The sequence below is a fragment of the Methanosphaera sp. DEW79 genome, assembly GCF_003266085.1.
Taxonomy (GTDB): Archaea; Methanobacteriota; Methanobacteria; order Methanobacteriales; family Methanobacteriaceae; genus Methanosphaera; species Methanosphaera stadtmanae.
The window spans coordinates 1-7,281 of record NZ_MUZW01000010.1; the positions used below are offsets into that span (position 1 = coordinate 1).

Sequence of the window (7,281 nt, forward strand, 5' to 3'; positions counted from 1 at the left end):
TGGAAATGTAATGAAAAACACTCCAATAAAACTTATCATAAACAACCAAACATACAACATAACAACAGATAACAATGGTAATTACAAATACACATACAAAGTAAATTCATTAAATAACACAGTAGAAGTAGTTTATCTTGGAAATAACACACACGATGCTTCATATGATATAACTTTATTTACAGCAAATAAACTTAAAACAACAGTTACAGTTTATCCTGCAAGTGGTATTATTGGTGAAAACATAACTTTAATTGCTAAAATTACTGATGAATATGGTAACCTTGTAAATGGTGGAAATCTTGTATTTAAACTTAATGGTAAAACATTACGTGAAGATGGAAGCTTTAATAGTACAGCAAATCCACTTAAATTAAAAGTTGAAAATGGTTTTGTAAGATATAATCTACATCTTGACATGTATCTTAGAAATATTAAGAATGTAACTGCATCATACAGTGGATCATACATCTATGAAAGTGCAAGAGCACAAGAGGCTACTGTAATAGTTGGAAAACGTATGACACAATTAAATGTTACAACATCAACTACAACAGTAAAACAAAATACAAACATAACATTCACAGTAAAAATAGCTGATATAACACCAAATGCAGAAAACAGAACAATAAATACTGGACGTGTGATTTTTAAAATAAATGGTAAAACCATAAAAGATGATGATGGTAACATAGTCTTTAGTGATATAATAAATAACACTGCAACTTACACATACCACATACCACAAGGTATGGCATCTGTAGATAAAAACAATACTTTAAGAAACTACACAGTAGAAGCAGTATATGCTGATAAAATATATCAAGAAACAAAAAACACCACAGTATTCCATGTTGAAAAATCAGATATTTCAATCGATATAAACAATGTATCAGTATCAAAAACAGATAAAACAATGAATGTAACTGCTAAAATACTTGACTATCAAGGAAATTTCGTAGTAGGAACAAATAAAATTTGTCTAAAAGTTAATGGTGTAACTTTAAAAGATGAAAATAATCAAACAATCTACTACACAATTAATAATGGAGTTATAGATCTTAAAAACATCATTATTCCTGTTAAAAATGTTAATAACATTACAATAGTAACAGGTGATAGACAAGCATATAACAGTGGATGTAATACAACTGATGTTATATTCATAAAAGAATAATTAAAGTATTTCTTTAATTTATTCTTCTTTTTCTAAAAAAAAGTTAAATTCTATTTCTTAAATAAAAATTTAAATAAAAATAGTTTATTTTAAAGTTTAAAAGAGAATCTATTTTTTAAAACTATTCATTCTTATTTTAATATTGTGTCATAAATATCATTTCTTCTATTGGTAAGTACTGGGATTTGATTACGAACAGAGCTAAGTGATGATTGTGTAATATTAGCATATAGTATTTCTTCATTTTCATGGGCCTTAGCAATGATTTTACCCCAGGGATTAACTATCATTGAATGGCCCCATGCAACATAGTATGGATTTTCTATTTGACTTGGACTTGTTGCAACAACATAGCATTGATTATCAATTGCCCTGGCTTTAATTAAAGTCTCCCAATGAAGTGGGCCTGTTGTTTTATTGAATGCTCCAGGAAGTAGTATAATATCACTGTTGTTTTTATTCATTAATGTCCATAATTCTGGAAAACGTATATCATAACATATTGCAATGGATATGTTAGCAAGGGGTGTTTTAATTGTTGTAACTGAGTCTCCAGGTGTGAGTGTATCAGACTCAGTAAATTTCATATTATCTGTATCAATATCAAACATGTGCATTTTTCTATGTTTTCCTATTATTTTTCCTTTAGGATTTATAAGATAAGCTGTGTTATATAAGTGGTTACTTTCTTTTTCTGGTATTGATCCTGATTGTAGATAAATATTTTCCTCTCTAGCTATATCTTGCATAGAATTTAGGGTTTTACTCGTGGTTTCCTCTTCACAATACTCAATAAATTTACTATTATCATATGGTGTATTAAACATTTCAGGTAGTGTTATAAGTTTAGCTCCATTAGATGAGGCTTTTTTAATTAACTGGATTGCATGTTCTATATTAGTATCTTTATTATCAACAACATTCATTTGACAAGTAGCTATTTTAAAATCTTTCATTAATATACACCTCTTTAATTAATAATTTAGCTTATTTTAATATAAACTTTTTTTTTAGTCCATTGATTTAATTTTATCAGGATTTAAAACTATATTCTTATTATATTGTTAAAATTACTTTTTAGTAGATATTTATATTTGGTGTTTATTTTTGTGAAAAAAAGGTTATTATATACTAATTACTTATTTAATAATTTATGAATATATTGCTTTGATAAGAGGGAAGTTTTAGTTATGAAAACTAGGGATTGAAATAAGTTATTATGAAATAGTACATTCACAACATGGAAACTATAATAAAAATAAATTATCTAAAATTAGTAATACATATTTACAATAGTGATAGAAGAGTAAAAAAAATTTTAAAAAGATATCTTCTACAAAGCCTAAAATTAAATACTTTAAAAATATAATGATTTATAATTGGATATGTCCTATGAAAATAAAATAAGAAGGTATTTTTCATAAAATAATAAAAAAAAATATAGTTCTAAACTATAAAAAATATATATCAAAGGAGTTAATAGTAAATTATTAAGGTAAATAAAAAAAAGGTATAATTAAAGGAGGAACTATCATGTTAGATTTATTTCCAGAGGATGATATGACAACATGGAAGTTATTTATATCATATCCTAAGGATTGTCAAGATTATAATATATTTATGAAAAGATTAGAATCATCTACCGAAGCATTTAAATGGAGTGATGTTACAAAGATAGGTGATGGATTTGTTGATGCAATTGATAAATCTGATGCACTTATTGTTTTATCAGGTTTATGGGATGATGATAAAGAATTAATTGAAAAACATATTAAGTATGCAAAGGGTTTTAGAAAACCAATTATAATTATAAGACCATATGGGGTAGAAGAAATTCCTGAACCATTACAAGATGTTGCAACAAAGGTTGTTGGATGGAATACTGCATGTATTGTTGATGCAATACTACTTAGTATCAATGGGGAAGATTATGAATTTTTAATGTAATCTTCCCTTAGAAGAATGAATCTAGAGTTGATGCTTTTTTTGTTAGTAAATCCTTTGGTGGATTTAGTGGTATGAATTCCATTTGTAATGATTTGAGAAGTTCCAAGGCATTGTCTGTTATGTCAGGTGCTACAATTATTCCACGAACAAATTCTTTATTATCCATGAAACATTCAACATATCCTTTCAATTGTTTCACAGCATTCGTACCAGCTTTTCTACTTTTAAATTCAAGTATCATTAGTTTTTCATCTTTATCAGTTCCCATTAAATCAATAAATCCATTTTCTGTCTGATATTCTCGTCTTGTTGGTCTAAATCCCTTTTCTATTAATTCTGGTTTTTCCCATGCAAGATCAACCATGTGTTTTTCATATCCTCTTATTTCAAGATTTTTAGTATCAACACAGTTGTAGTATGTTGCACAGTAGACTGTATCTAGGTAGACTGTTATTTCTTCATCAGGCTTTGTTTTTATACTTTGTAGTATTATTTGATTCTCTTTTAGACTAACTTTATTTTTACATCCAGGAGCTTGCCAGTTTACTGGATCTAGGTTTAGTTCTTGGTGTATTGTAAATGTTCCATCTTTTTTTATTAATATTAATCTATCACCTTTGTCTAATCTGCTACGTGCTCGTCCTTCATACTCTACATGACATTGAGCAAGGATGATAATCATTGATTTTTTATTAAATCCGTCTTTAATAAGTTCATATGCCTCTTGTGTACTTGGATTTTCTATTGTTTTATATTTAATTTATAATCCCTTCTAGTAAATTCTTTTATTATATATCTTATATTTGGATAAAACTATTTAAATTAATATTTTTATATATAGTATGTATGGAATATGAATATTTAGTTTCATAGGTATTCCGTATTAACAATTGTTATATTTTTTTTTAACAATAAAATGCTTAAAATAGGGGAATAAAAAAATATGTCTTCTTTTAATTTTCTAGGAAAATTCGGAATTGTTATAATATCAGCAATACTTGCACTAATACTAGCAAGAATAGGAATAAGTTATCTTGTAATACTAATAGCTATAGGTTTTATAATAGCATTAATTACAAAAAGTAAAGCTTATGCAGTACTAACGGGCCTTTTATACACTGTTATAAGTTATATCTTATCGTATCCTGCTGGATTGTTCCTAGTGGATTATATGCCAACAACCAATGTTACTATTCCAATAGACACAATAACAGTAGGTATTGATTTATTAATGGGAGTTTTAATACCTGCTATAGCAGCAGTAGTACTATGTGGATTACCAGCAATAATTGGAGTAAATATTGCAGAATATATTCACAAACCAACTACTCAACCACAAAAGGAAGAACACCATTATAAAGTCATGGATAACTTCAATCAAGTACATAAAAAAGTAAATAAAAAACAAGTTGAAGCAGATATACTTCGACAAACACCTATTCAAAAAGCTAAAAATAGAAAGAAAAAAGAAAAACAAAAAGAAGATTATAAAAAATAAGATAATGGTGATATAATGAGTGACGTGATTATTGTAGGAGCAGGAACTGGAGGATTAAGTGTAGCAAGAGAATTGTCTAAAAATCCTGACGTGAACATCACAATAATAGAAAAAGGACCCAAAACAACACCTGGTGAATCATATAAATTCTATGATCCATGGGATAAAAATGAACTAGAATTAATAAAAACCACATGTGTAGGTGGATCATCACTAGTAATAGCAGGAAATTATGTTCCAGCATTAGTTGATGAATTAAAAGAATTTGACATAGATATAACACCACAACTAAAACAATTAGAAGAAGAAATACAAATTCAAACAATGCCTAAATCACATGAAGGAAAGATAAACAAACTTCTAGCAGATGCTGCAAGGGAATTAGGATTAGAGATGCAACCAATGCCAAAGGGAATAAATCCAGAAAAATGTATAATATGTGGAAAATGTGCATGGGGGTGTCCTAATGGTGCAAAATGGAGTAGTTTAGAAGATCTTAAGGTAGCACAATCCAATGGAGCAAAATTAATTACAGATGAAGGAGTAATTAATCTCATAGTGGAAGATAATAAAATAAAAGGAGTTGTAACTGATAAGGCAAATACATACTATGCAGATGTGGTAGTGCTTGCAGCAGGTGGAATAGTAACTCCAAAATTACTCAGAATTGCCGGTATAAAAGCAGGAGAAACACTGGCTGTAGATCCATTTGTAACAATAGGTGGATATTATAAAGGAGCACAACAAGATAATGAAATACAAATGAACAAATTCATAAAACTACCACACATAGTAATAGCTTCACACACAAGTCAATTCCTACTACCAAAAATACAAGAAACACATCCTGATGCAACAAGTGATGATATAATAAGTTTCATGGTAAAAGTACCAGATAACACCAAAGGACATGTCTATGCAAATGAAGTAGTAAAAGGAATAGACTTTGAAGATGCATCATTAATAGCAAGAGGTTGTGGAATAGCTGCATCAATTCTTGTAAAAGCTGGGGCAGACATAGAAAGTATCTCTTCAACACATGTAAGGGGAGCACACCTAATATCCTCAGCAAGAATAGGAGACATAGTAGATAGTAATCTAGAAACAGAAATAGAAAACTTATATGTTGGAGATGGATGTGTACTTCCAGAAGCACCAGGACTACCACCAATATATACAATACTAGCACTATCAAGAAGACTTGGACAATACTTAGCACAAAAATTATGATGAGGGAAAATAATGGAATACTTTGTAAGATATGGTGAAATTGGAATTAAAAGTCCTAAAATAAGACATAAATTCGAAAAAAAATTAATGGATAATATAAAATCAGAACTTGAATGTGAATTTGAAAATAATCAGGGAAGATTAACACTTAAAACAGAAGAAACTAATGAGAAAGTAGCAGATGTACTCTCAAGAGTGTTTGGAATAGTATCATACAGTCCAATAACACAAACAATAACAGATAAAGAAAAAATAAGTGAATTAATTCATGAAATAATACCAAAAGTAATAGATGAAGGAAAATTTAATCCCCAAAAAGATACATTTGCAGTAAAATGTAGAAGGGTGGGAAATCATGACTTTTCAAGTCAAGAAATGGCAGGATACTGTGGATCTGTAGTTATAGATATAACAAATGCAAAAGTAGATCTGTCAAATCCAGACTTTACATTGTATGTGGAAATACGTGAAAATAAAACATACATGTTTACAGAAAAAATACCTGGACTTGGAGGATTACCTGTAGGATCACAGGGTTCAGTTGTATGTCTTATATCAAGTGGAATAGACTCACCAGTTGCTTCATTCCAAATGCTTAAAAGGGGATGTAAAATAATATTACTTCACTGTGATAACAATCCATACACAAAAAACACAATAGAAAAGGTTAAAAAACAAGCACAAAGACTACAAAGATACTCTGTAGGAGTAAAAGTTAAATTATACACAATAAACTTTGGACAATACCTTGAACATGTAATAAAACAAGCACCACCACGTATGACTTGTGTGTTATGTAAGAGTGGGATGTATCAAACAGCAGCACAACTTGCTAAATTTAATCATGCAAATGCAATAGCAGATGGAAGTAGTATTGGACAAGTAGCATCACAAACCCTAAGAAATATAGAAGCAACACGATATAAATGTAGAATGCCAATATTTAGTCCATTAATAAGTCTTGATAAAATAGAAATAGAAGCTATAGCTAAAACAATTGGAACATATGAAACATCAATAATTCCTGATGGTGGATGTAGTGCAGTACCAAAATATCCAGAAACAAATGCAGAATTAGATGTTGTAAATAATGTAATTGATGATATTAATCAAAAGGATGTTCTTGAAGAAGTATGGAACACATTTACAAAAATAGATATAGATTGAATATCTATTTTTATACATTTTTTTGGGTGTTAACTTGTAATCTACTTAAAAATATAGATAAAGTACATACAACAGAGTTAGGAATTAAATATATTAAGAAAAATATTGATGTAAAGACGCATAGAGTACTGTAAAAATAACACGTAAAGGTAAAAACTATTATATTGAGGTTGATAATATTATAATAACAGTTAATGCTTCAAGTTTTACAATAATTACTGCACATCCATTATAAGATTTTTTTTTATAGATTTGTAATTAA

7 protein-coding genes and 1 pseudogene are annotated in these 7,281 nt (G+C 28.6%); 6 read left to right on the plus strand and 2 right to left on the minus strand.

The window, feature by feature from the left end:
• Positions 1 to 1,177: hypothetical protein (locus tag BZ132_RS00850; protein WP_286940147.1), on the plus strand; the 1,177-nt coding region annotated here is incomplete at its 5' end.
• A gap of 131 nt (positions 1,178 to 1,308) precedes the next feature.
• On the opposite strand, the gene BZ132_RS00855 is transcribed toward BZ132_RS00850, so the two are convergent.
• Entirely contained in the window at positions 1,309 to 2,133 is an 825-nt protein-coding gene (locus BZ132_RS00855; protein WP_011405772.1) for a carbon-nitrogen hydrolase family protein, read from the minus strand.
• Between the two features lie 577 nt (positions 2,134 to 2,710).
• Between BZ132_RS00855 and BZ132_RS00860 the strand changes: the two genes are divergently transcribed.
• Positions 2,711 to 3,124, plus strand: a complete 414-nt coding sequence (locus tag BZ132_RS00860) for a hypothetical protein (protein ID WP_052273650.1) — start codon at positions 2,711 to 2,713, stop codon at positions 3,122 to 3,124.
• Positions 3,125 to 3,131: 7 nt separating this feature from the next.
• Here BZ132_RS00860 and nucS read toward each other — a convergent pair whose 3' ends face one another.
• Entirely contained in the window at positions 3,132 to 3,884 is a 753-nt protein-coding gene (gene nucS, locus BZ132_RS00865) for an endonuclease NucS (protein ID WP_048059674.1), read from the minus strand.
• 183 nt (positions 3,885 to 4,067) lie between these two features.
• Between nucS and BZ132_RS00870 the strand changes: the two genes are divergently transcribed.
• From BZ132_RS00870 to BZ132_RS07650, 4 genes and pseudogenes are all read left to right on the plus strand, one after another.
• Positions 4,068 to 4,622: a hypothetical protein gene (locus tag BZ132_RS00870; protein WP_011405775.1), complete on the plus strand. Its 555-nt coding sequence runs from the start codon at positions 4,068 to 4,070 to the stop codon at positions 4,620 to 4,622.
• Between the two features lie 15 nt (positions 4,623 to 4,637).
• Positions 4,638 to 5,852, plus strand: a complete 1,215-nt coding sequence (locus BZ132_RS00875; RefSeq protein ID WP_112149275.1) for a GMC family oxidoreductase N-terminal domain-containing protein — start codon at positions 4,638 to 4,640, stop codon at positions 5,850 to 5,852.
• Positions 5,853 to 5,864: 12 nt separating this feature from the next.
• Entirely contained in the window at positions 5,865 to 7,019 is a 1,155-nt protein-coding gene (thiI, locus tag BZ132_RS00880; RefSeq protein WP_286940152.1) for a tRNA uracil 4-sulfurtransferase ThiI, read from the plus strand.
• An 83-nt stretch (positions 7,020 to 7,102) separates the two neighbouring features.
• A pseudogene (locus tag BZ132_RS07650) lies at positions 7,103 to 7,254 on the plus strand (DUF3781 domain-containing protein).
• Positions 7,255 to 7,281 lie beyond the last annotated feature (27 nt).